The 22670-nt window shown below is 62.4% G+C and carries 17 protein-coding genes; 7 read left to right on the top strand and 10 right to left on the bottom strand.

The window, feature by feature from the left end; all coding sequences use genetic code 11:
* Positions 1-110: 110 nt before the first annotated feature.
* Positions 111-1169 carry a hydrolase gene (locus LCW13_RS08915; RefSeq protein WP_225346669.1) on the top strand — a complete coding sequence of 353 codons (1059 nt, stop codon included), beginning with the start codon at positions 111-113 and terminating at the stop codon, positions 1167-1169.
* A 302-nt stretch (positions 1170-1471) separates the two neighbouring features.
* The gene (locus LCW13_RS08910; protein ID WP_225346668.1) at positions 1472-2641 is read left to right on the top strand and encodes a dicarboxylate/amino acid:cation symporter; all 1170 of its coding nucleotides are present in this window, start codon (positions 1472-1474) and stop codon (positions 2639-2641) included.
* 180 nt (positions 2642-2821) lie between these two features.
* Here LCW13_RS08910 and msrA read toward each other — a convergent pair whose 3' ends face one another.
* A complete protein-coding gene (msrA, locus tag LCW13_RS08905; RefSeq protein WP_225346667.1) occupies positions 2822-3460 on the bottom strand; it encodes a peptide-methionine (S)-S-oxide reductase MsrA in 639 nt (212 codons plus the stop codon).
* A 49-nt stretch (positions 3461-3509) separates the two neighbouring features.
* Here msrA and LCW13_RS08900 point away from each other — a divergent pair, with 49 nt between their 5' ends.
* Positions 3510-3986 carry a YchJ family protein gene (locus LCW13_RS08900; RefSeq protein ID WP_225346666.1) on the top strand — a complete coding sequence of 159 codons (477 nt, stop codon included), beginning with the start codon at positions 3510-3512 and terminating at the stop codon, positions 3984-3986.
* Positions 3987-4135: 149 nt separating this feature from the next.
* Here the strand turns inward: LCW13_RS08900 and tamB are convergent, their stop codons facing one another.
* The 3 genes from tamB to LCW13_RS08885 all read right to left on the bottom strand — a co-directional run bounded on the left by tamB (position 4136) and on the right by LCW13_RS08885 (position 11797).
* Entirely contained in the window at positions 4136-8293 is a 4158-nt protein-coding gene (gene tamB / locus LCW13_RS08895) for an autotransporter assembly complex protein TamB (protein ID WP_225348085.1), read from the bottom strand.
* 92 nt (positions 8294-8385) lie between these two features.
* Positions 8386-10449, bottom strand: coding sequence for an autotransporter assembly complex protein TamA (gene tamA / locus LCW13_RS08890; protein ID WP_225348084.1), 2064 nt, complete (start codon positions 10447-10449; stop codon positions 8386-8388).
* Positions 10450-10603: 154 nt separating this feature from the next.
* Positions 10604-11797, bottom strand: coding sequence for a coiled-coil domain-containing protein (locus LCW13_RS08885; RefSeq protein WP_225348083.1), 1194 nt, complete (start codon positions 11795-11797; stop codon positions 10604-10606).
* Positions 11798-12451: 654 nt separating this feature from the next.
* Between LCW13_RS08885 and LCW13_RS08880 the strand changes: the two genes are divergently transcribed.
* Positions 12452-13036 (top strand): superoxide dismutase, encoded by a 585-nt coding sequence (locus LCW13_RS08880; RefSeq protein WP_043334256.1) that lies wholly within the window; start codon positions 12452-12454, stop codon positions 13034-13036.
* A gap of 425 nt (positions 13037-13461) precedes the next feature.
* Positions 13462-14589, top strand: coding sequence for an alcohol dehydrogenase family protein (locus tag LCW13_RS08875; RefSeq protein WP_225348082.1), 1128 nt, complete (start codon positions 13462-13464; stop codon positions 14587-14589).
* A gap of 191 nt (positions 14590-14780) precedes the next feature.
* On the opposite strand, the gene LCW13_RS08870 is transcribed toward LCW13_RS08875, so the two are convergent.
* From LCW13_RS08870 to mtnA, 3 genes are all read right to left on the bottom strand, one after another.
* Positions 14781-16067 (bottom strand): nucleotide sugar dehydrogenase, encoded by a 1287-nt coding sequence (locus LCW13_RS08870; RefSeq protein WP_107334805.1) that lies wholly within the window; start codon positions 16065-16067, stop codon positions 14781-14783.
* 3 nt (positions 16068-16070) lie between these two features.
* Positions 16071-16955, bottom strand: coding sequence for a UTP--glucose-1-phosphate uridylyltransferase GalU (gene galU / locus LCW13_RS08865; protein ID WP_054556681.1), 885 nt, complete (start codon positions 16953-16955; stop codon positions 16071-16073).
* Between the two features lie 185 nt (positions 16956-17140).
* Positions 17141-18313 (bottom strand): S-methyl-5-thioribose-1-phosphate isomerase, encoded by a 1173-nt coding sequence (mtnA, locus tag LCW13_RS08860; RefSeq protein WP_225348081.1) that lies wholly within the window; start codon positions 18311-18313, stop codon positions 17141-17143.
* Positions 18314-18538: 225 nt separating this feature from the next.
* Between mtnA and ubiG the strand changes: the two genes are divergently transcribed.
* Complete coding sequence (gene ubiG, locus LCW13_RS08855) at positions 18539-19300, top strand: bifunctional 2-polyprenyl-6-hydroxyphenol methylase/3-demethylubiquinol 3-O-methyltransferase UbiG (RefSeq protein ID WP_197738737.1); 762 nt, start codon at positions 18539-18541, stop codon at positions 19298-19300.
* 2 nt (positions 19301-19302) lie between these two features.
* Entirely contained in the window at positions 19303-19983 is a 681-nt protein-coding gene (locus tag LCW13_RS08850) for an HAD-IA family hydrolase (protein WP_225348136.1), read from the top strand.
* 227 nt (positions 19984-20210) lie between these two features.
* Here LCW13_RS08850 and LCW13_RS08845 read toward each other — a convergent pair whose 3' ends face one another.
* The 3 genes from LCW13_RS08845 to pal all read right to left on the bottom strand — a co-directional run bounded on the left by LCW13_RS08845 (position 20211) and on the right by pal (position 22647).
* A complete protein-coding gene (locus tag LCW13_RS08845) occupies positions 20211-20975 on the bottom strand; it encodes a YciK family oxidoreductase (protein WP_225348080.1) in 765 nt (254 codons plus the stop codon).
* Between the two features lie 238 nt (positions 20976-21213).
* A complete protein-coding gene (gene ybgF / locus LCW13_RS08840) occupies positions 21214-21999 on the bottom strand; it encodes a tol-pal system protein YbgF (RefSeq protein WP_225348079.1) in 786 nt (261 codons plus the stop codon).
* 138 nt (positions 22000-22137) lie between these two features.
* A complete protein-coding gene (pal, locus tag LCW13_RS08835) occupies positions 22138-22647 on the bottom strand; it encodes a peptidoglycan-associated lipoprotein Pal (RefSeq protein ID WP_225348078.1) in 510 nt (169 codons plus the stop codon).
* Between the last annotated feature and the right edge of the window lie 23 nt (positions 22648-22670).

Here is a 22670-nt window from a genome sequence, read left to right as displayed (position 1 = left end):
TCCGTGCAGAAATTCCTGTCAGATCTTGCTGCAGGCCACCGCCATCAAGGGCATGTCCATCACCCGACCACCAACGTCATCGCCCTGGCCTGCCACTGGAGCTACCTCACATGCCGCACTCCATCTTCACGTCAGAGTTTCGCCCTGCCCTTGGCCTGCGCAATCGCCATGTCCAGACCTTGTTGCCCCGATTTCTGCCCCGCGCGCCCCTGAGTCGACGCACCGAGATTCTCAATCTTCCCGATGGTGACTTCGTCGAGCTCGCCTGGGTCATCAGCGACGGTCATGAAAAGCGGGAGCGTACGACGGCCCTGAGCGACGATGCGCCCCTGTTCGTGCTGTTTCATGGCCTTGAGGGTGACTTGAGCTCGCCCTACGCCCGTGAGCTGCTCAATGCGGCCGCCCGGATGGGCTGGCGACCGGTGATGATGCATTTCCGTGGCTGCGGGCAATCTCCCAACCGCCTGCCACGCGCCTATCACAGCGGGGATACCGCAGACGCCTATTGGGTGCTCGGCGAGCTGGGGCGACGCTATCCGCACGCCATCAAGGTCGCCTGTGGCGTATCGCTGGGCGCCAACATGCTGCTCAAGCTGGTGGCGGAGCAAGGCGGTGATGGTCTGGACCTGGCCGGCGCGATCGCCATCAGCGCCCCGCTGGACCTGGCGGCCAGCGCGGACGTGCTCAATCAGGGCTTCTCGCGCCTCTACCAGCGCCATCTGCTCAAGGGCTTGAAGGCCAAGGTGGCGGCGAAGCTTGCCAATGGCCCGCTACCCATCTCGATCGGAGCGCATCAGCTGACCCAGCTCAACAGTTTCTGGGCCTATGACAACGAAGTCACCGCGCCCCTGCATGGCTTCACCTCGGCGAGTGATTACTACACGCGCTCCTCGGCGGGCCGTCTGCTGAGCGAGATCGAACTGCCGACGCTGATACTGCAATCGCTGGACGATCCCTTCATGCCACGCGATCTGTTCGCACGCTTCCACCAACCCTCCGAGGCCGTGCGTATCGAGCTCAGTGAGCGCGGTGGGCATGTCGGCTTCGTCGAGTGGCGCCGTGGGCGATTGAGCTCCTGGCTGGCTCGTCGTGTCAGTCAGCAACTGGATGCCTGGAGCGAGCTGCCCAAGCCACAAGCGCAGGCAGAGGTGCAGAGCGAAGCGCACTGAGCCTGCAGTGACCGTCACTCAGGTGCCAACACGCTTTCCCCTCCCTGGCTTTCTTGTCGCTGGCATTCCTCGCCTCTTTTCGCTTCTCCCACCCATGCTCGCCTTCCCACCCTCAGATCCGGTGGGAAGCCTTTAACCCTGCCTACGACCGTATGCACTTCAGGACGGCCAAAGTTTTAGCAACAAAAATGATAACGGTATACAGAATGAGGGTGTGTAGGATGACACGGATCACTGTCACGATTCAGGGAGAATGGTAGACTGCGCGCCCATCCTACGTTCAAGACTCTACTGGCCTGATAATGAACCTGATTTTTCGCCTGGTGCTCGGCATCGTGGCTGGCATACTGCTGGGGCAATGGGCTCCCGAATCCCTGATCCGCGCCCTGCTGACCTTCAAGGTACTGTTCGGTGAGCTGCTGGAATACGCCATTCCGCTGATCATCCTGTTCTTCATCATGAGCGGGATCGCACGTCTCGAGCGCTCCTCGGGCCGTCTGCTGACCCTGACCATCGTGCTGGCCTATGCCTCGACGACGCTGGCAGGACTGTTGGCAGGCATCGTCGGGCTGGAGGTCGTGCCGCATATCGTGCAACAGGACCAGCTGCCGGTCAGTCATGCCATCAAGCACTTGAGGCCCTACTTCACGCTGGATATTCCGCCGCTGACCGATATCAGCACTGCGCTGGTGACGGCCTTCCTGTTCGGCATCGGCATTTCCGCCACCGAGCATGACGGCATGCGCCAGCTGGCCGACGGCGGCCGTGACATCGTCGAGCGCTTCATCGCCAAGGCGTTGATTCCTGCCCTGCCGTTCTATATCGCCGGCCTGTTCTGCGAGATGACGATCGCCGGTACGGTGGCCAATACCCTCAAGAGCTTCGGCATGATCCTGCTGCTGGCGCTGACCTTGCACTGGCTGTGGCTGAGCTTGCTCTACGTCACCAGCGGCACCAGCACCGGTCGCTCGCCCATGAAGGCGCTGGCCCACATGCTGCCCGCCTACTTCACCGCAGCCGGTACCATGTCTTCCGCGGCCACGATTCCGGTCACCGTGCGCCAGATGCACCTCAATCACATCTCGCCGTCCGTGGCGAGCTTTGCGGTGCCGTTGCTGGCAACCATCCACATGTGCGGCAGTGCCATCACGCTGACCGTGTGCGCCATTGGCGTGATGCTGGTCACTCCCTCCCTGGCAACGCCCGAGCTCACCACCCTGCTGCCGTTCATCGCCGCACTGGGTGTGACCATCATTGCCGCGCCCGGCTCGCCCGGCGGGGCCGCGATGACCTCGGTGGGCGTATTGCAGAGTTTGCTGGGCTTCGATGCCGCCGCCGTCGGCCTGATGATGGCGCTCTATCTGGCGCAGGACAGCTTCGGCACCGCGTGCAACGTCACCGGCGATGGTGCCCTGGTGCAGTGGATCGATCGCTTTGCAGAAGCCGAGCAGGATCGACAGCGCTACCGCTGACACTGTGCCTCGCTGCTCATGACAGACAGCGTTTTCTGACAAAAAGCTGTTTCTGAAAGAACAAAGCCTCATGGCGGCCGTGAACTGCGCGGCGACCATGAGGCTTTCGTGTCTCTCAGCGGCAATCTGTCACCAACAGGCACATGACGGCATGCCCTGCCTGTCATGACTGCCGAGCTGTCAGCCGATGGGGCAACTGATTCCCGTGCCTTTCAGGCCGCAGTAGCCGCCCGGATTCTTGGCCAGATACTGCTGGTGATATTCCTCGGCGTAGTAGAACTCGCGCAGCGGTGCGACCTCGGTGGTGATGCGGCCGAGACCGGACTGGTCCAGCGCCTGCTGGTAGTCGGCCATGCTCTTCTCGACGATGGCGCGCTGGTCTTCGCGGGTGTAATAGATCGCGCTGCGGTACTGGTTGCCGATGTCATTGCCCTGACGCATGCCCTGGGTCGGGTCATGGGCCTCGAAGCTGGCCCGCAGGATCTCCGGCAGGCCGATCACCGTCGGATCGAAGACCACACGCACGACCTCGGTGTGGCCTGTCTTGCCGGTGCAGGTCTCTTCATAGCTAGGATTCGGCGTATGGCCGCCGGCATAACCGACCGCCGTCACCTTGACGCCCGGCAGCTGCCAGAAGAGGCGCTCGGCTCCCCAGAAGCAGCCCAGCCCCAGCACGATCTCCTCACACTCACTGTCGAACGGCGGTACAATCGAGCGGCCATTGACGTGATGAACGCCGCTGATGCGAACCGCTTCACTGCGCCCTGGCAAGCTGTCCTGCGCTGAAGGAATGGTCTGCTTATCTTCCGTTATCCACATGGCGGACTCTCTCCTGTGTCGCGTCGTGCAATCGTGTATAGGTTCAATAATGTCATCTCTGCCCCCCAAGATCTGCCCCTGCCAGCCCAACAGCGCCCAGGCGCGACGCTACGCCGATTGCTGTCAGCCGATTCATGCTGACATCACCCGCGCCGAACGCCCCGAGCAATTGATGCGCGCCCGCTACAGTGCCTTCTGCCTGTCGCTGAGTGACTTCCTGATCGACAGCTGGGACCCGGCCCATTGCCCGGCACGCGCCGATCTCGAAGGTGCTGGCCCGCAGTGGCTGGCATTGGAGATTCTGGACAGCGGACAAGACGCCGATACCGGCATGGTACGCTTTCATGCCACCTTCTTCGAGCAGGGAAAGTTCCAACAATTGCAGGAACTTAGCCGCTTTCATCACGATGGCCATCACTGGCGTTATGTCGACGGTGATGCCGAGTGGCAGACACTGACGCCAGGGCGCAACAGCCTGTGTCCCTGTGGCAGCGGCAAGAAGATCAAGCGTTGCTGCACTGCGTGACCGTCAGCGTCTTGTGCTGACGCGCGTGCGCTTGAGCTCTCAAGCATAAGCGAAACTAGCACCTCTGAAACGCCCCCTCCATAACAAGACAGCCCCCACCGAACCTGTCGATGGGGGCTGAGCCTGTGGCAATCACTTGGCCTGACGTGTCATCTGTCCTTGCCGACTCTGGGCGCCAGCTCGCTGCGACCCAGCGAGAAGCTGTAGAGCAGATCCACGGCCTGCGCCGTGCCGGACACCGCTTCGGCATACAGGTTGCGGAACAGCTTGTAGCGCAGCGTCAGCTCCGCGATCGGCGAGAACAGCCCGACGCCGTAACTGAGCTTCAGGTCCGGGGCGATATAGCCGCTGACCACCACCTGGCTGTCATCGCCGCTGCCGGAGCTGTCCAGACTCAGGTCACGCACGCCGAAGGTTTCCCCGATCTGGCCGACCACCTGGCCACTTTGCGCCAGCGACATGCCGATCAAGGCGGACGTGACCGCACTGTCACTGCTGGTGTCGCTGTCCAGGCCTTCGCCGCGCAGCAGATAACTCAGTGCCGAGGACTCATCCATCGACGGGTCCGAGAAGATCTCGACGCTGGGTGACGAGGCAAGTCCCGTCACACGCACCCCTGCGGTCACGTCGTCCTCGGTGTTGTCAGGATCACGGATCGCCTCGATATTCAGACGCGGGCTAGAAGGCGGTCCGGCCAGCAAGACCTGCCCCTTGCTGATCTGCAGGTCCTGCCCGAAGCTCTTGTAGGTCCCGTCGACCAGATTGACCTCACCGAAGACCTGCACGCCGCCCTTGGACTGACGCACATCGAGATCGCCTCTGAGCTTGGTCTTGAGCCCCATCGCCTCCAGACGCGCATCCGGCCCGATATGGATGCCGATACGCACATCCAGCGCCATGCCGGCCTCGTTGAGCGCCTTGGCGGTATCGCTGCCATCGGCAAGCTCGGCCGGGTTGGAGGTGTCCTCATCACTGGGACGCTCGATGATGATGGTGTCACTGGAGGGTGACACGGCAGACGGCGGCACCTGGTCCACTTCGATGCGTGTCCACGGCACCTTGACGTCGCCCCGCAGCTTGAGCAGCGTGGGGCTGGCATTGATCTCGAGATCCGGCGCGACGCGCATGCGGCCGATCCCGGCGATATGCAGCTCGAGCGGATTCTTCGCACCGTCGAGGTTCAATGACGCCGTCCAGTCCTCAAGCGTCGGCCACGCCGCCTCGCCATCGATGCCCCAGCGCGCATCATTACCCACCAGATAGCCATCGATATCGGCACTGTTGCCATCGAAGTCGACGGTGAACTGGGCATCCGACAGCGACACCGGCAGGCCTTCGCCCTGCACCTTGACGCCGGTCAGCGCGATCGGGCCGGTCAACGACGGCAGGCTCAGATTGCCGCCGACCTCGACATCACCCGCAAGCTTGCCTTCCAGCTGAGTCATGCCCGCCACCAGCGGACGATACGGCGAGAGGTCGATGTCGCGGATGGCCAGCGAGCCATCCAGCTGGCCTGCGCCCGCCGGGTCGAGGACCGACACGGTGAGACCGATGCCGCCAGCGCTGTCGAGGCGAATCTGGGTATCGAGATCGGCCTTGTCGGGTGTGGCCTCCAGTGCCAGTTGCAGGGTGGTCTCGGGCAATGACCAGGCATTGCCGTCGGCGTCTTCGCCGGCCAGCGTCAACTTGCCCGCCAGCTCCGCGTCAGCATTCCAGCGTTGGCCACCCTGCTTCCAGCTTGCCGTGATCTTGCCGCCCGTGGCACCGCCGATGGTCCAGCTCTCCGGCATGGCGCTCTGGGCCATGTCCAGCGGAATCCCCTCGAGAGTCACCACGGCCTGGCCGTCATTGCCCGCGCTCAAGGGCTCGGCGATACAGATCTGGCCGCCCTGTTCACGACTCAGACAGAACGGCTGCACCAGCACGCTGCCCTTGGCGAGATTGGCATCGAAGCTCGCCGGCGTGTCGAAGTTGAAGTCCCCGAAGTCGGTATTCGCCGTCAGCGGAGACAGCGCACCACGATAATGCTCACGCGCCTTGTCGAGCCCACCCTTGAGGGTCAGCCCCAGACGAGAAAGCGGCATCTCACCGGCCATCTCGGTATCGAACTGCAGGGTGTGATCGCTCAGGAAGCCTCCCAGCGTCAGCGCGACCGTCGCGATCTGCTGTCCGCCAGCTCTGACATCATCGGCATTCAGGGCGATATCCAGTGCCGGGTCATCAATCCCCCGCTTGCGAGCATCGACCCCGGCTGACAGCGCCATGTCGGAGATTCGGTTCTCACCGATCTGCAGGCGCCGTGCGGTGAAGTTGCTCGCCAGCTGAGGCTTGTCGAGCGTGCCCGAGGCATCGATCTTGCCCTTGAGCTCACCCGCGATATCCGGCATCAGGGTCGAGAGCGCCGGGAAATCGATGTTGGCCGCCAGGGTGATGGTCTTGGCAATCTTGCCATTGGCGCTCAGACGGTTCTGGCCCTGGCGCAGCTCCAGCGCGTTGACGTCCCACTGCATGTCGGCATTGCCTGAAAGCTTGCCGGTCAGCGTGAGCGGACGCTCGAGCAAGGTGCCATGGATATCCAGCTTGCTGACATCGACGGCCCACGGACCTTGTTGCGGCTGATTGAAGCTGGCCACGAGATTGCCGCTCAGCTCACCACGCACGGCTTTCTGACCGCCCCCGGTCGGGGCCGGCAGCAAGTCTTCGGGATGCAGCTTGTCGAGGGCCAGCTCGGCGGCCACCTGGATACCTTCCTGCCAGTGAATCTCGCCACGGGTGGTCGCGGAGCCACGCTTGAGGGCGATCTTGAGCGGCTGCCAGCGGTAATGCGCGAGATCGCCGTCGCCTGCCAATGACAAGGTGGCGCGCGGAATGTCACGCCCCTCGATGATGGCATCCAGTGTGGTCGTATACCCCGACAGTGAGCCCTTGGCGACCAGCGCCAGATTCTCGACGCTATAGTCAGGCGTGAAGGAGGCAGCGGCAGCGGTGCCAGACGTGTTGTTGCCATCCTTGGCTTGTGTCGCTGTCTGAGCGCCCGTCTGCGCATCCGCGGGGGTGTCATCAGAGGCATCAGTGACGGCGGCAAAGGGCCAGGTGATCCGCTCGGAGCTCAGGTGCGCCTCGAAGGGCAGATCGCTGTCCAGTACATCCGCGCTGGCCACAAGCTCAGCGGCAAGTGGGCCGTCGGCCTTGAGAGAGGCTTCAAGATCCGCCAGCGAGCCTTCCAGAGACAGGCGCAGCTTTTCATGACGCACGGGATCAATCAGGGTCTCGGCATTGAGCGTGGCGCTCAGGGGATACTCGTCCTTCAGGGTGACCTGCGCCACGAGATCGGCGTTCACGTCGCGGGAGTCGACCTCGAGACGCGAGAGCGTGATGTCATGCCCTTCCGCCTTGAGCGCCAGCGACAGGCGACTGACCTCATACGGGCTTGGCCCCTCAAGCGCAAAGTCTTCAATGGCAAGATCGGGAACCTCGATGGTCAGCGGAAGATAGACTTCCGGCAAGGCGATGCGCCCGGCCTGTGCTGTCTGATCTGTGGTTTCAGCGGCAGTCTTGCCAGACACATCTGCGGCATCATCCGTGATGGCCTTGGCGGCGCTCTCGGCTTGAGACGCCACGACCTGAGCATTGACCACTACACTTGCCGCTTGCTGAGCCTCAGGCGTGATGCTCACTCCCTCGAGGCTGGCAGTGCCTGCCGTCGCTTGAACCGCGGCGGCATCGGCCGGAATGAAACGACTGGTGACCAGGCGTGTCTCGCCCAGCGTCAGCGTACTCACTGACAGCGCGGCCGAGGTATGGAAATGATCGAAGGTGACGCGACTGCCATCCGCCAGCGCCAGGGCGAAGTCATCAATGGCGACCTTGCGCACCTCGATGGGAATCGGCACCACGATGGGCACGTTGAGGCTCTCGCCGCTCTCCGCTTCCGGTTCAGCGCTGGCACCGCTATCGCTCAGGGTGATCGCGAGACCACTGGACTCCAGCGACTCGAGACACAGCTTGCCCTTGAGCAGACAATCCTCGCCCCAGGCCAGCGACAGCGAGTCGGCATTGACGGCCAGCCCCGGCAGGTCCAGCGAGACGTCCTTGAGTGACAGCGCTTCCAGCGGTGAGCCGGAGGCCTGCGAGTAATCGATGAAGCCACGCGAGCGCGCCTGATCGAGCACCAGCCCGGTGCCCCACGGGGACAGCACGCCCCCGACCAGCAGGATCGTCAGCCCGATCAGGAACACGAGCAGCCATATCAGCAACCGGATGACCAGGCCGCCCCGACGTACATAGGGATTAGACAATTCCAACATCTCCATATCTTTTTTATCAGCTCACCCGCTCAGCTGATGGTCCTTTGCTGGCGCTTGATCCGCACGACACTCGTGTTAGAGACGCGAGCCGCTCAGAATTCCGGCCCGATCGAGAAGTGAATACGGTAATCGTTGTCATCGTCATCGAAGGGATGGGCGATATCGAGACGAATCGGCCCTACCGGCGAGATCCAGCGAATCCCCATGCCGGCCGCCGTCTTGAGCTCGAGTGCGTCCCAGCCATTGAAGGCGTTACCGGCGTCGTAGAAGGTCGCGCCCCACCAGTCGCCGGTCAGACGGTAATCGTATTCCAGGCTGCTGGTGAGCAACGAGCTACCGCCCTCCAGATCGCCGTCATCATCTTCCGGGGCGAGTGTCTCGTAGGAATAGCCACGCACACTGTTGTCGCCCCCGGTGAAGAAGCGCATCGAGGGCGGCATGTCATCAAAGTTGTCGGTATCGACGTGGCCGACGCCCATGCGCGCCACGAAACGATGGTTGTCGCCGATGGAGCGTATCCAGTTGGTGTTGAACTGGGAGCGCAGGAAGGTCACGTCCGAGCCCCACATCTGATCGCCGTATTCGAAGGTCAGCTGTTGGCGATCGCCCCACATCGGGAAGGTCTTGGGACGGGTGCGGGTACGGTTCCAGCTCACACCGGGATACAGCAGCAGCACGGCCCCGGATTCATCCGCCTGGGTGTAGTCCTCATAGGTGGAACCGAAGAACACGCGCTGGGTCCAGCCATTGTCGAACTTCCACTCGCGGGTGAAGCGCACGGTGGTCTCGAGACTCTCGGTATCTTCATCGTCGGTGTTCGACATCCCGTACTCGAGGACATAGCTATCCTTGAGCGGGTCTTCGAGCGGCATGCGGTATTCGCCCTCGAAGGTCTGTTCCGGCGAGGACAGGAACAGGCTGTTGGTCAGGCTATGGCCATAGCGATTGACCCACGGCATCTCCCAGCTGAACTGCAGGCGTGGCCCGACATCCGTCGCGTAGCCGATACCGGTCTCGAACTTGTGACGGTCGGCGGGAATCAGGCTGATGTCCACGGGGATGATGGGGCCGTTGGCCGTCTTGACCGCGGCCTCCAGCGCATCGCCCGTCAGCACCGGCGTGTCATTGCCGGCGGCTTCGGTAGCGCCAGCCACAGCGGAGTCAGCGTCATCAGCATTCACGGTGGCCAGCGCAGCAGAGACCGTCGAGTCCGAGGGGGACGCCGCGTCAGCGCGGCGGCTCTCATCCCCTGTCTCGATTTCAGTCCTCTCGACATCGGCAAGCCATGAGCCCTCATAGCCCTGTGCCTCGGCATAAGGTGTCTTGATCTCGCTGTCGGGGCTGGTGGTCTTGAGTTCGGCGCCCGGGTTGAGCTGTGGCTTGATCGCGGCCGAGCGGAACCAGCCGGCTTCACTCAGCCGCTGGTTGAACTGGGTCAACTTGCCGGCTTCGTAATAATCGCCAGTCTCGAACGGCTGCATGGCCTTGACGCGATCCAGCTCTATCTGACTGTTGAGGTAGGTGATATCACCGAAGCGGTAGCGCTGACCGCTCTGCATGACCAGATAGATGCGTGCCGAGTGCAGCCAGGGGCGTACCTCGATGCGCTGCTGGGAGAAGGAGGTGTCGAAATAGCCGCGCTCGAGGCTGAGCGACGTAAGAGTCGACTTGAGGCTGTCATAGCGAGAGTGACGCAGCACATCGCCTTCCTCGAGGTCGGCGTCGGCCAGTACCTTCTTCATGACCTTGTCGCGCGCGGCGTCGCCTTCGAGCCGCAGCACCAGCGTCTCGATGGTGACCGGCTCACCGGCATCCACCGTCACGACCACATCATCGCCGCCCAACAGCCCCTTCTCGGGATAGCTGAGCGTGATCTGAGCATCGTAGTAACCGAAGGCCTGCAGCGCTTCCTGGGTGCGCCGGATGATCTCATCCTCATAGCGCTCGGCCGGTGCATCGCCCTCAAGCGTCATCCCGGCCAGGAAGTTGACCACATTGGTCGCCGTCGCGCCCTTGACGCCCTTGACGGCGGCATCGATCGCCAGCGCCTGCGGCGCGAAGCACAGGCCGCCACACACGATCAGCGGCGTCAGATAGCGATGCGGCAAACCGCGCGTCCCGGTCGCTCGAGCAGACTCTTTGTTGTCGCCACTCATGATTCGTCCTTTGTTGAGTGCTGGTGGAAAGCACTGTCCATCGTTCCCATTCATCATGTCGTGCGGCGCTCGGTCATCACGGGGCGTGTCACATGGCCCGCCAGAGTGGCGGACCACGCCATATCGTCGTTACTTGTATCCCTGCGGCACCGGCTCAGCGACGTTCCAGTCGACTGACGCGCTGCTCAAGCTCAGATACCTGGCCCAGCAGCGACGCGACACGGCCACTCAGCTGACGGCGGCTGGCATCCAGCGAGCGCAACTGCTCTCGCGTGTCCTCTGACGCCCCCTGTGAGCTGGCTTCCAGGCCGGCACTGAGCGCTGTCTGCTGACGGCGCAGCTCACCCAGCTGGGAGGCCAGTGAGCGTTGCGCGCTCTCAAGCGCTGTCAGCTCGTCAAGCGGCGCGAAACGGCCCTTGAACTTGCTGGCCAGTTCATCGCCATCAGCGGCGGCTGCAGGCTCCGGCAGTGCCTTCAGCGTCTCGCCCAGTTGCTGCTGCGATTGCTGCAAGTCACGCGTCTGGGTCTGTTGCGTGGCCAGGTCCGTCTTGAGTGCCGTGAGGCGAGTCTCGAGCGAGGCCAACTGCTCGGCGCTGTTCTCAACCTCGCTTTCAATATCGCTCTGCAAGCTCTCGATGCGGGGAGCCAGCGTGTCCAGGGTGCTGGAGGTCTTGTCCACCAGCGGCTCGAGGTGCTCAAGCGTGGCCGACTGGGCATCCAGACGTGCGCCCAGCGCTGCACGGCCATCACGGCTGAGGGATTCCAGCGCCGCCATCGAGCCTTGCAGCGCCGTGATCAGGGTCGCGTGATTGTCACCTGTCTGCGCAAGCGTCGTGACGCGACCATCCAGACGATCAAGCGCCTCGTCCATGGCGGTCAGACGCTCTTGAGCGCCATCCGCGTCCTTCGCCACCTTGCCTTCCAGTGTCTCGAGGCGCGCGACGGCCTCACTGGACAGGGACGCCTTGTCCTCCTGCAGGGTGGTCAGCGCCGGCACGACAGTGTCATTCAACTGGCTGTCCAGGGCGCTGAGTTGCTCACCCAGTGCATCACGCAGTTCGCTCAGGCGCTCATCGCCCTGCTGCTCGAGCTGGGCCACGGAACGTTCGAGCTGGCTGACACGCGCGCCGAGCTGATCGCGTTGATCGCCCCCGAGGGTCTGCAGGTCATGCAGCTGCCACTGTTGCCAGCCCACCACGCCCCCCAGGGCGAGGAGGCAAAGCCACGTCGGCCAGCGTCTGGGCACGGGGGGACGAGTGTGATGCACGCCAAGCGCATCGTCGGGACGCGCGACCAGCGCATCGTCCGGTGAGTCATTGAGAGACGGTTCAGCGTTGTGCGGCCGCATTCTGGCTCCAGGTCCGGCAAACGATCAGCAGCGAAAGGTTCAGCGCAGCATCTTCAAGGCGGCGCAAGACGACCGGAAGTGCGCTTTTTCGCCTTGCTGTATAAAAATACAGTCATGCAGGTTCTGCAAAAGATAAGTCACGGTTCACGTACAGGAAATCGAGTCTAACAGCTGACCTCGGTCATCTCATCAGGTTCCCGCCATGGCCCGTCATCGAGGGCAGAGTGGCAGGAATGTGGCAAAAGCCTGGCAATGAACGCGAGCCCTGCAAGACGCTTGAGGGGATCCCGCGGTCAGTGCCCACCAGCGTTGGCCTGTCGGTGTCTGGGTGCTATAGTGCCAGACACTGCGATACGCGCAGCCTCTGTCTTCGTAGCTATCTGGATTCACAAGGTTTTTCACGCTGATTGCACATTTCATGCGCGTAGCCACGGCATGAAGGATGCACGGCGAGTCATGCACTTTCGCCCTTTCCCGCTGCCTGAGCGGGTGGCCAGTTTCAGGGCCGGGAGTGATGCTGGTCGCGGAGCTTGAGTCTGTGCTTGTCTGACCCTCTTCCATCACGCGATGGCAGGTCAGGCATTGAAATACTCAGCCCCAAGCCCCACGAAGGCAGAGTACGACCCAATTGGTGAGGAAAAGGAGCTGATCCCCATGGCATTTGAACTTCCAGCACTGCCGTACGAAAAGAACGCACTCGAGCCGACCATCTCTGCCGAGACCCTTGAGTACCATTACGGCAAGCATCACCAAGCCTACGTCACCAAGCTGAACAGCATGGTCGAAGGCACTGCTGACGCAGAAAAATCTCTCGAAGAGATCATCCAGAGCGCCCAGGGTGGTCTGTTCAACCAGGCAGCTCAGGTGTGGAACCACACCTTCTACTGGCACTGCCTGTCCCCGAATGGTGGTGGCGAGCCGTCCGGCCCGCTGGCAGACGCCATCGTGGCCAAGTGGGGCTCCGTTGCTGACTTCAAGGAAGCCTTCAACACTTCCGCCGCTGGCAACTTCGGTTCCGGTTGGACCTGGCTGGTCAAGAACGCCCAGGGCGAGCTGGAAATCGTCAACACTGACGACGCTGACACCCCGATCGCCAAGTCTGGTCAGACTCCGCTGCTGACCGTCGACGTCTGGGAACACGCCTACTACGTCGACTACCGCAATGCGCGTCCGAAGTACCTGGAAAGCATCTGGAACATCATCAACTGGGAATTCGCTGCACAGAACTTCGCAGCCTGAGCTTTTCCAGATTGAGTTTGGCTAGACCAAGCTTGGCTAGCCTCAGGAGGCCGAGTCGTTTACCGCTCGGAACTCCAGTTGAGCCAAGGCATCCGACGTCACCCTGATATGACGCCTGGATGACCTGCTCTGAAAACCCCGCCAACTGGCGGGGTTTTTTTCGTTCAAGACAACGTCACCCAGCCGCGAGCCTGCTACACGCAAGGCTTGGCTACGCTGTATGCACCACCTGGAGAAGAATCTCGTCTGTCGACTTGCAAATGACGGAGGTGCCCCTATCTAATGATGTAGAAGTAGAACGTATGCTCTACCTCGTTGCGTACATCTTGATCGCTCACAGGGATTCGACGACATGGTTGGCACACACTGCTTGAAATGCATTCTTTGACTGCACGAAATACATACTTTGAAAAAAGGGAATACCGATGCCCACTGACACCTCGACCTCCTCTCTGCCCGACTCCATGCTGGCGATCGTGACCACCGGCCATGGGGGTTATGAATGCCTCGAGACGCAGCAGCGCCCGGTGCCGGCCCCCGGTGAAGGCGAGGTGCTGATCAAGGTGCTGGCGGCTGGCATGAACAATACCGAGATCAATACGCGTCTGGGCTGGTATTCCTCCACGATCACTACCGCGACCCAACAGGCCAGCAGCGTGCATGACAACGCGGATGCAGACGCGACGACCGACAAGCCGGCACCGCCGGAAGGTGGCTGGAAGGGAGAGACGCCCTTCCCCCTGATACAGGGCACGGATTGCTGTGGCGAGGTGGTGGCATTGGGCCCGAATGCGGATGCTAGCCTGCTGGGCAAGCGCGTGCTGGTACGCTCCTGCATGCGCAGCGAGGGCTGGGACTCGTTGGAAAACGAATGGATGGGCTCGGATTTCGACGGCGCCTTCGCGCAGTTCGTCAGCGTGCGCGCCAATGAAGTGTTCGCGGTGGATTGTGACTGGAGCGATGTCGAGCTTGGCTCCCTGCCCTGTGCCTATGGCACGGCGGAAAACATGCTCGAACAGGCAGAGCTCAAGGCGGGCGAGCGTGTGCTGATCCTGGGCGCCTCGGGCGGGGTCGGTTCCGCTGCATTGCAGCTGGCCAAGCGCCGCGGCGCGACGGTGTTTGCCGTGGCAGGCGTTGCCAAACATGAGGCCCTGGCAGAACTTGACGCCGACAAGCTTCTGGACCGCAAGGCCGATCTGCTCGAGCTGCTGGGCCACGAAAGCGTCGACCTGGTGGTCGACAATGTCGCGGGCGACAACTTCCCGGTCATGATGAAACTGCTCGCGCGTGGCGGCCGTCTGGTGACCACCGGCGCCATCGCCGGCCCGATGGTGACGCTGGACCTGCGCGACCTGTACCTCAAGAACCTGCGCCTGCTGGGCACCACTGCCTGGTGTGAAGCCACCTTCCCCAATCTGATCCGCTACGTGGAGCAAGGCGAGATTCGTCCGCTGATCGCGGCCAGCTTCCCGTTGACCGAGATCGTCACTGCGCAACAGCAGTTTCTGAGCAAGGGCCACGTGGGCAAGTTCGTGCTCGAGCCCTGGGCCTGAAGACAGCTTGGCGGTCATCATGAAAAGCCTGGCGGCCTAGGTTTCAAACCTGAGCCCCACGACAAAAAGCCCTCATCCGGTCCCGGATGAGGGCTTTTGCATACTGAGCACGCAAGGCTCAGCCTGAAGGTGCGTCAGTCTGAGAGAACATCAGCTTCAGAGTGCGTCAGCCTGACCCACCGAGATGCCCGTCAGGGGCTGGCACGGCGGCCGATGCCGCGATAGACCAGTCCCTGACTTGCCACGTAACGCGGGTCGAAGATGTTGCGACCATCGAGCACCAGGCCCGCGCCCAGCTCACGCTTCAGGCGCTGCCAGTCCGGGTTCCAGTAGCACTTCCACTCGGTGACCAGCATCAGGGCATCAGCGCCCTCCAGGGCGTCATACATGTTGCCATCGACCAGCTCCAGCAACGGATGCGCACCACAGGCCTCCCCCAGCGCCGACAAGGCCGCGGGATCATGCACGCGCACGCGCACGCCCTGGGCCCACAGCGCCTCAAGCAAGGTCAAGACCGGCGCATGGTCGATACGCGCGGTACCCGGCTTGAAGGCCGCGCCCCAGATCGCCACGGTACGACCGCGCAATTCACCATCGAAGTGCTGCCACAGCTTGCGGAACAGCGTCTCCTTCTTGGCCTCGTTGATGTCGAGCACATGCTCGAGCAACATCGATTCACGCCCTGTCTGATGCTGAACATCGGCCAGACGCATCAGATCACGCGAGAAGTTCGGGCCGCCGAATCCACAGCCCGGATAGAGATAGCCGAAGCCGATACGCGGGTCGGCGCCCATGCCCTGACGCACATATTCCACATCGACGCCGAGGGAGTCGGACAGACCCGCCACTTCGTTCATGTAGCTGATACGCGTCGCGAGCATGCCGTTGATGGCCAGCTTGGTCAGTTCGGCGGCGCGGCGCGGCATGATCTGGAAGACATCTTCACGCCGGTTGAAGGCACGCAGCAGCTCCTGCACCCGCAGGGTGGCAGGTTCCGCTTCGCTCCCAAGCAACCAGCGGGCCGGACGCTCGAAGGTGGCCAGTGAACGGCCCTCCTCCAGCATGTCCGGCAAGGCGACGGCGTACTGGTCGTCACGCGGCAGCAACGCCTCGAAACGCTCGGTCGTGCCCACCGGGAAAGTCGAGTTGTTGACCAGCACCAGCGGCTCATCCAGGGTCGCCACCAGCTGCTCGACACGGCTCAGTGCGCTTTCGCGCTGGTCCGGCGAGACGGCGATCCAGTGGATATCGATGCGCCGCAGTGACTCGAGGTCCTCGATGAGAGTGAGATCGCCCCGCTCCCGATGGCGATCAAGACGTTCGCGCAGGCCTGGCTCACTGTTCAACCAGTCGACGCGTTCCAGGGCAGCCCAGTCCATGTCCTCATGTGGCCACCACCAGACACGGTGACCCACGCTCGCCAGAGCGGCGCTGGCCGTTGCCGCCGCCAGTTCGCTTCCGTGCACCAGCACCTGCATGGCTTATTTCTCCTGGTAGCGAGTCAGCAGCTCGCGGAAGCCTTCACCGAAGGTCGGGTGACGCTTGGCAAAGGAAAGAGTCGCTTCAAGATAGCCCAGCTGGTGGCCGCAATCGTAGGTATCACCGGCCATGCGGTAGGCCGCGACGGCCTTGTCGTCACGCAGGGTGTCGATGGCATCTGTCAGCTGGATCTCACCACCCGCGCCCGGCGGAGTGTTCTCCAGAAGCTCGAAGATACGGCCCGGCAACAGATAACGGCCGATGACCGCCAGGGTCGACGGCTCGGTGCCCGGGGCCGGCTTTTCGACCATGCCATTGATCAGGGCGGACTTGCCGGCTTCCGGCGTGTCACCGTCGATCGCGACGATACCGTACTTGTAGGCCATGTCCTGCGGGACATTCTCGACCATGATCTGGGCGGCGTTGGTGGCTTCGTAGGCCTCCATCATGCGCGCCAGGTCATTCTTCTCGAGTCCTTCGCCATCGACCAGCACGTCCGGCAGCATGACGATGAACGGCTCATCACCGACGATCGGCTTGGCACACAGCACGGCGTGGCCCAGGCCCAGCGGCTCCGGCTGGCGCACGCTGATGATCTTGACGTCATCCGGAATGATGTTACGCAGCTGTTCGAGCAGCTCGAGCTTGCCCTTGGCTTCCAGGGTGGTTTCCAGCTCGAAGTGCTTGTCGAAGTGGTTCTCGATGGCATTCTTGCTGGAATGGGTGACCAGCACGATTTCCTTGATACCGGCTGCGACCGCTTCTTCCACCACATATTGGATCACCGGCTTGTCGACGATGGTGATCATTTCCTTGGGGATGGCCTTGGAGGCCGGGAGGCAACGTGTGCCGAGACCGGCAACAGGCAGAACAGCCTTGCGTATCATGTAGCGTCTTCCTTGTGTCTATGTCGTGGTGAAGCCCGTCGAAGGACCTCCACCGGGTTACTGTCGTCGAAGCCAATCAACGACCATCCTTCATCATAGGCAGAGATTATGCCAGTTTGATCAAGGAGTGCGAAATTCCTGCACTATCCGAGGCTTGGTGAGCGCTACCACCCTGCGAAACGCCATCAGCGGCGCATGGCGCGCCCGAGCAGCGCACCGACACTGTCGCTATCGGGCGACTCTACCACGCCATGTTCGGTGACGATGGCATCAATATACTCATGCGGTGTGACATCAAAGACCGGATTGAAGACATCGATGTCCTGCGGCGCGATCTGGCGTCCGCCCGCCTCGCGCAGCTCGGCGGCGTCGCGCGTCTCGATGGGGATGTCCGCGCCACTGGCCAGGCTGCCATCGAACGTGGCCAGCGGGGCCACCACCATGACCTTGATGCCATGGGCGCGCGCCTGAACGGCCAGCGAGAAGGTGCCGATCTTGTTGGCCGTGTCGCCGTTGGCCGTAATGCGGTCCGCGCCGACGATCAACCAGCGCACGCCTTCCGGCGTCCGGGCACCCTGCTGCATGATCAGCGAGGCTGCGCCTTCCACGGCCAGACGCGCGGGAATCCTCTCCTGCACCAGCTCCCACGCCGTCAGGCGAGAGCCTTGCCACCAGGGGCGCGTTTCGTTGACATGCACACGGCCGAGAATGCCCTGGGCGTAGGCGGTACGGATCACGCCCAGCGCCGTGCCGTGGCCGCCGGTGGCCAGCGCGCCGGTATTGCAGTGGGTCATGACCTCGCACCGCGTCTCGCCCTGCGCGAGGGAGGCCGCAATCACCTGGGCACCAAACTCGGCCATACGCAGATTGTCCTCCAGATCCTGCTCATGAATGCGCACGGCCTCCTTCAGCAACGCCTCATACGGGGCCTGCGACTGAGTGGCGTGTGCGGCAATCACCTTGCGCATGCGATCCAGCGCCCAGAACAGGTTGACCGCTGTCGGGCGCGAGGCAGCCAGCACATCACAGGCACTGGCCAGGCGTGACTGCCAGTCGCCGCCCTCGCGGTTGATGACGAAAGCCTCCAGCGCCACGCCATAGGCGGCGGCGATCCCGATGGCCGGTGCACCGCGGACCACCATGTCGGTAATGGCAGTCGCGACCCCGCGTGCATCCTCGAGCAGCACCTCGCGGGTCTCACCCGGCAGCAGACGCTGGTCGAGCAGCGCAAGCTTCACCGCCGGCTTAGTGACATCAGGAGAGACGTCAGCGCTGGCCTCGGGCGGGGTGCCTGCCGTGTCTTCTTCCCGCGACGCACACTCTTGCTGGCTTACCCAGCGAATCGGAACCAGGCTCATGACCACTCCCCGTTGCTACATGACAATAATGACGACTGGTCATCGCGCGTGGCGCGACGCCCCGCCCCATCGTAACGCAAGTGCCCGTCATGATGAGTTTTTTGCGCTGGACGCTGACCCGCGACGGCAGTCGGATTAGAATGGTGGAATCGTGCCCGAGGGTAAGGTGCCTGTACAGGCCTGCCACTTCCCGAACAGCACTTCCGTAACGGTAAGGATGCAAAGATGAGCGATAACGACACCCAGCAAGATGCCCAGCCCCAGGACCATCTGGGCAATGTCGATGCCAGCGAGATCGCCAAGTTCTCGGCATTGGCCAGTCGCTGGTGGGACCGTGACAGTGAATTCAAGCCGCTGCATGACATCAATCCGTTGCGGGTCGACTATATCGACACCCACGCTGGCCTGGCAGGCAAGCGCGTGATCGACGTCGGCTGCGGCGGCGGCATTCTCTCCGAAGCCATGGCGCATCGTGGCGCCCAGGTGACGGGCATCGACATGGGTGAGGCGCCGCTGTCCGTTGCCCGTCTGCATCAGCTGGAGTCCGGCGTCGAGGTGGACTACCGCCAGACCACCGCCGAAGCCGCCGCAGAAGAGATGGCCGGCCAGTTCGACGTCGTCACCTGTCTGGAAATGCTCGAGCACGTGCCGGACCCATCCTCGGTGATCGCGGCCTGCGCACGGCTGGTCAAGCCCGGCGGCATGGTGTTCTTCTCGACCATCAACCGCAATCCCAAGGCGTATGCCTTCGCGATTCTCGGCGCGGAATATGTGCTGCAGATGCTGCCGCGTGGCACCCACGAGTATCGCAAGTTCATCCGTCCGGCCGAGCTGGGGCGCTGGACACGCGATGCGGGCCTCAAGATGGAAGGCTCCACCGGCATGACCTACAACCCGCTGACGCGCAAATATCGCCTGAATTCCTCCGACCTGACCGTCAACTATCTGATGCATACGCGTCGCCCGACCGAGGAAGAGCTTGCGTGAGCCTGCCGGCAGCGCTACCTCGCCCCGCCGCCTTGATCTTCGATCTCGATGGCACCCTGGTGGACACCGCGCCAGACCTGGCGCGCGCCACTAATGAGCTGCGTGAGCATCACACCCTGCCGGCGCTGGACTACGACGTGATTCGCGCTGAAGTCTCGCATGGTGGCAGCGCTCTGGTGACGCTGGCCCTGGGCCATGAGCTCGATCACCCCGAGCACGCCAGCGAGCGCACTCGCCTGCTGGAATTCTATGCCCGCGATGTCGCGGCGCACAGCGTGCTGTTCCCGGGCTATGACGCCCTGATCGAGATCTGTCAGCGCGCAGGCCTGCCGTGGGGCATCGTGACCAACAAGCCCCGTCAGTTCGCCGAGCCGCTGATCGCCGCGCTCAAGCTCACGCCCGGCTGCCTGCTGTGTGCCGATGACCTGCCGGTCAAGAAGCCGCATCCAGAGCCTCTGTGGGAGGCGGCACGTTGCCTCGGTGTCGACGCCTCCGAATGCTGGTATCTGGGGGATCACGACCGTGACATGCAGGCGGCGCGCGCGGCGGGCATGCTGGCGGTCGCGGTGCGCTACGGTTATGTCCGTGAGGGCGACGATGTGGACGCCTGGCCTGCCGATGTGTGGTTTGACACCTCGGAAGAAGTCATCAATGCCGCGTTGCGGGCAGCGGACCTGCGCTGACCGAGCGACACGCACGTAGCTCACACGAAGCTCGCACGAACCAGCCCCCACGAGCGGGTGATCCGCAGATGGACATCAGAAGATAGACACAAGCCGCTAGAAACAAACAGCTAGACACAAGAACGCCGACGGCCAATGCCGTCGGCGTTCTTGTTGCAGGGTATGACGAATGGCCCGCCTGGCGGCGTCACTCATCATCCAGTGAGGAGATGCCAGATGACAATGGCTCAGACTTTCGGCGGCTGGGCGTCGAACATCTCGCCGGTATGACCCCGACTGTCCAGCCCCATCAACCACAGATAGGTCGGCATGATGTCAGCGGGTGTACGCAAGGTATCGGGGTCTTCGGCCGGGAACGCCGACTTGCGCATCGGGGTCCGCGTCCCACCGGGATTGAGCGTATTGACGCGCACCTGGCTGGTATTCTCCAGTTCCTGTGCCAGCATCTGCGAGAAGCCTTCCGTGGCGAACTTGGAGACACTGTAGGCGCCCCAGAAGGCACGCCCCTTGCGGCCGACACTGGAGCTTGTCAGCACGACGGAGGCGTCCTTCGAGGCCTTGAGCAACGGCAGCAATGCCTGGACCATCCAGATAGGACCATTGATATTGACCTGCATGACCTGCTCCCACAGCGCCGGATCATACTGCTCGAACGGAGTGATCTTGCCCAGCAGGCTCGCGTTGTGCAGCAGGCCATCCAGTCGACCGAATTCGCTGTGCAGGGTATCAGCCATCTGCTGATAATCCTTGAGCGATGCCCCTTCGAAGTTGAGCGGATAGATGGCCGGTTGCGGGGCTCCCAAGGCCTCGATCTCGTCGTAGACTTCTTCCAGCTTGGCAATGGTTCTGCCCAGCAATATCACCGTCGCCCCATGACGCGCATATTCGACTGCCGCTTCACGCCCAATGCCGGACCCCGCCCCGGTCACCAGAATGATCCGCCCTTTCAGCATGTCGTCCGGGGCCTGATAGTCGATCTTGCACTCTGCCATGGTGATATCCCTGTCTGAGATCTGTCGTCAACCGCCGATGAGAGTCACTGCTTCTTCACCGGCAATACTTGCTCGGCCACATGAATCGAATGAAGCGTGCCCGGGTCGCCTGCCGATGGCACCCGGGTTGCCTGCCGATGGCATGAGGACGCCGAGCGCCACATAACACAAAGCCCGCACCTGGTAGAATACCAAGCGCGGGCTTTGGGGAATACACGTGGCCAATGGCCACGGGCACTCAGGCACCGGAGGACAGGAAGTCCTTGGCCATGGTGCCAGCTTTGCTGTCCGGATACTGCTGGACCAGCTTCTCGAGCAAGGAGCGACTTTCCTGCGCCTTGCCTTGACGCGCCTTGACCAGACCCAGCTTGTACATCGCATCCGGCACCTTGCTGGATTGCGAGAATTCGCTGATCACGGTGTCGAAGGCCTGGGCAGAAGCATCCAGCTGGTTCTTGGCCGAATACAGCTCGCCCAGCCAGTAATGGGCATTGGCTGCGAGGTTGGAATCCCCATGGTCCACCACGAAGGCTTCAAAGGCGACAATGGCGCCGTCGAAGTCGCGAGACTGCACCTTGGCGAAGGCATTCTCGTAATCCTTCTGGGCAGCTGCACCGCTGTCGGCATTGCTGGCGCCATTGGTGCTGGCTGCACCACCGGCACTTGCGCTGCCAGTGACTGCCGTTGCTGCCTGTGAATCGACAACCTGACCGTTCTCCCCGGCGGAAGCGCCGCCAGAAACCCGCTGTTCCAGATCCAGGTAGCGTTGCTGCGACATCTCGGTCAGGCGCTTGAACTGGTATTCCAGCTCATCGATGCGGCCGCGAAGTCGGGCAATTTCCTGTGCCTGTTCGTCGAGTTGATTGAGAAGGGTCAGGGTGCCGCCGCCACTCAAACGAGTATTGGCCTGCTGATAGAGCGAGTTTGATTGCCCAGTGAGGTCCTCGACCGTCGGTGCGGCCAAAACGGACAACGGGAGCAACAAGGCTCCCGCACCGAACAACCCTTTCAGGCTGTGTTTCATGCTGTCGGCTCCGCCGAATCATCATGGTATCGCGCAAGCAAGCCCGGGGTTCAAGGACACGCCTCTTGCCCGGGCCAGCTCAACACAAGTTTCTAGCGTCTCCGCGCCTCCTCAGGGAATCGCGAAGATGAACCGTACTTAGTAGTCGAAGACCACACGACGATTCTTGGCGTAGGAAGACTCGCCGTGGCCCTGGACTGCCGGACGCTCTTCACCGTAGGAGACGATCTCGATCTGTGACGGAGACACGCCCTGGACAGTCAGGAAGCGTGCGACAGACTTGGCACGACGCTCGCCCAGACCCAGGTTGTATTCACGAGTACCGCGCTCATCAGCGTGGCCTTCCAGAACGACATTGGCGCTGGTGTTGGCTTTCAGGTACTGAGCGTGACCCATCAGGACGCTTTCGAACTCAGGACGGATGGTGTCCTTGTTGAAGGCGAAGTAGATGGTACGCACGTCAGGCATGGCGGCGTTGCTCATCTGGTTGGCGTTGCTGTTGGCACCAGTGTTCATGCCGGCAGTGTTCGCACCGCTGTTGGCTGAATCCATGTCGCCGTCCTGAGCGCCGCCGCTGCTGGAACAACCTGCCATGACGCTCAGGGACAGGGCAACCAACAGACCTTTTGCATACGGGGTGAACTGCATTGTGAAACTCCTTGCTCTAATGG

It is taken from the genome of Cobetia amphilecti (assembly GCF_020217465.1).
Taxonomy (GTDB): domain Bacteria; phylum Pseudomonadota; class Gammaproteobacteria; order Pseudomonadales; family Halomonadaceae; genus Cobetia; species Cobetia amphilecti.
The sequence above is the reverse complement of the archived record's forward strand: the minus strand, read 5'-3'. Positions and strand labels throughout refer to the sequence as shown.